At 51.5% G+C, this 2,948-nt stretch carries 1 rRNA gene; it reads left to right on the forward strand.

The features are described from left to right. The first annotated feature begins 40 nt into the window (after window positions 1–40). A 23S ribosomal RNA gene (locus H8695_RS11515) occupies window positions 41–2,887 on the forward strand. The last annotated feature ends 61 nt before the right edge of the window (window positions 2,888–2,948 follow it).

A 2,948-nucleotide genomic window follows, 5' to 3' on the forward strand; every position in this document is an offset into this window, starting at 1 on the left:
ATGAACTTTATGAGGACTCACATAAAGAGAACCGAAAAATGGTCAAGTTACAAAGAGCACAAGGGGAATGCCTTGGCACTGAGAGCCGATGAAGGACGCGACAAGCTGCGATAAGCTTCGGGGAGCTGCAAATGAGCATTGATCCGGAGATTTCCGAATGGGGAAACCTACCACGGGACATGCCGTGGTAACATGCGTTGAATCCATAGGCGTATGTAGGGAACCGCCTGAACTGAAACATCTAAGTAGGGCGAGGAAAAGTAATCAAAAGAGATTCCGCTAGTAGTGGCGAGCGAACGCGGAAGAGGCCAAACCGGAGGTAGCAATACCTCCGGGGTTGCGGACAGCGACATTCGGACTGAAACTAGCCGAACTGCATGGGAAGGCAGGCCGTAGAAGGTGAGAGACCTGTAGGCGAAAGTTAGAGGAAAGATAGCTGAATCCAGAGTACCGCCGGGCACGTGGAATCCGGTGGGAAGCCGGGGGGACCACCCTCCAAGCCAAAATACTACTCAGTGACCGATAGTGAAGCAGTACCGTGAGGGAAAGGTGAAAAGAACCCCGGGAGGGGAGTGAAAAGAACCTGAAACCTTGTGTTTACAAGCACACAGAGAGCGTTAAAGCTCGATGTGGTACTTTTTGTAGAACGGTCCGGCGAGTTTATGTTAGCAGCAAGGTTAAGGGCATCATGTCTGGAGCCGAAGCGAAAGCGAGTGTGAAAAGCACGTAAAGTTGCTGATATAAGACCCGAAACCGGGTGACCTACCCATGTCCAGGGTGAAGTAAGGGTAAAACCTTATGGAGGCCCGAACGCACGTTCGTTGAAAAGACCGGCGATGAGGTGTGGGTAGCGGAGAAATTCCAATCGAACCCGGAGATAGCTGGTTCTCCCCGAAATAGCTTTAGGGCTAGCGTTTGAATAGATTACCGGAGGTAAAGCACTGAATGGTCTAGGGGCCGATAAGGTTACCAAAACCTATCAAACTCTGAATGCCGGATAATCGTTTTCAGGCAGTCAGACTACGTGAGATAAGTCTCGTGGTCAAAAGGGAAACAGCCCAGACCCACAGCTAAGGTCCCAAATGCATGTTAAGTGTAGAAGGATGTGGGATTGCGAAGACAACCAGGATGTTGGCTTAGAAGCAGCCACTCATTCAAAGAGTGCGTAACAGCTCACTGGTCGAGTGGTCCTGCGCCGAAAATATAACGGGGCTAAACATGCAACCGAAGCTTGGGCTTGTACAGCAATGTACAGGGGTAGGGGAGCGTCGTATTGTAGGGCGAAGCATGAGCGAGAGCACATGTGGACGAGATACGAGTGAGAATGCCGGAATAAGTAGCGAGAATTATGTGAGAATCATAATGGCCGAAAATCTGAGGTTTCTTGGGGAAGGTTCGTCCGCCCAAGGTAAGCCGGAAGCTAAGACGAGGCCGAAAGGCGTAGCCGATGCACATACGGTAGATATTCCGTAGCCACCGAAACTGTTAAGCCAGAGGACACTTTTGAATAGACTGACCCATCCGTTGGTTGAGATGGGCGTAAGGGACCGAAATTTAGTAGGGAAGCAGTCGATGTCAAGAGGCGAGAAAAGTCTGGTGTATTGGTAAGGTGTCCGTACCGCAAACCGACACAGGTAGATGAGGAGAGAATCCTAAGGCCAGCGGGAGAAGGGTTGTTAAGGAACTCGGCAAGTTGACCCTGTAACTTAGGGAGAAGGGGTACCACGCGAGTGGTCGCAGTGAATAGGCCCAGGCGACTGTTTAGCAAAAACACAGGTCTCTGCTAAATCGAAAGATGAAGTATAGGGGCTGACACCTGCCCGGTGCTGGAAGGTTACGAGGAGATGTTAGGGGCAACCCGAAGCATTGAATTTAAGCCCCAGTAAACGGCGGCCGTAACTATAACGGTCCTAAGGTAGCGAAATTCCTTGTCAGGTAAGTTCTGACCCGCACGAATGGTGTAACGATCTGGGCACTGTCTCAACAACCCGCCCGGTGAAATTGTAGTACTGGTGAAGATGCCAGTTACCCGCGACTAGACGGAAAGACCCCATGGAGCTTTACTGTAGCTTGATACTGGATTTCGGTATTGCATGTACAGAATAGGTGGGAGGCTTGGAAACCAGGACGCCAGTCTTGGCGGAGCCACCTTTGGGATACCACTCTTGTGATACTGGAATTCTAACCTGCACCCATGAATCTGGGTGGGGGACACTGTCAGGTGGGCAGTTTGACTGGGGCGGTCGCCTCCAAAAGAGTAACGGAGGCGTTCAAAGGTTCGCTCAGCACGGACGGGAATCGTGCATAGAGTGCAAACGCAGAAGCGAGCCTAACTGCGAGAGAGACATTTCGAGCAGTAACGAAAGTTGGAGTTAGTGATCCGGCGGTATGTGAGTGGAAATGCCGTCGCTCAACGGATAAAAGCTACCCTGGGGATAACAGGCTGATCTCCCCCAAGAGTTCACATCGACGGGGAGGTTTGGCACCTCGATGTCGGCTCATCGCATCCTGGGGCTGTATTCGGTCCCAAGGGTTTGGCTGTTCGCCAATTAAAGCGGTACGCGAGCTGGGTTCAGAACGTCGCGAGACAGTTCGGTCCCTATCTGTCGTGGGCGCAGGATATTTGAAGGGAGCTGTCCTTAGTACGAGAGGACCGGGATGGACGCACCAATGGTGCACCAGTTGTCACGCCAGTGGCACGGCTGGGTAGCTAAGTGCGGAAGGGATAAACGCTGAAGGCATCTAAGCGTGAAGCCCCCCCTGAGATGAGATATCCCATCCAGCAATGGAGTAAGACCCCTTGAAGACTACAAGGTTGATAGGCCGGAGGTGTAAGTGCAGTAATGTATTTAGCTGACCGGTACTAATAGGTCGAGGACTTGACCTTACTACGGTTTGATTTGTGAGTTCTGCCTCTTCTCTTTTCATTCAATTTTGAGGGTGTGAAC

The organism is Feifania hominis (assembly GCF_014384765.1).
Classification (GTDB): Bacteria; Bacillota; Clostridia; order Oscillospirales; family Feifaniaceae; genus Feifania; species Feifania hominis.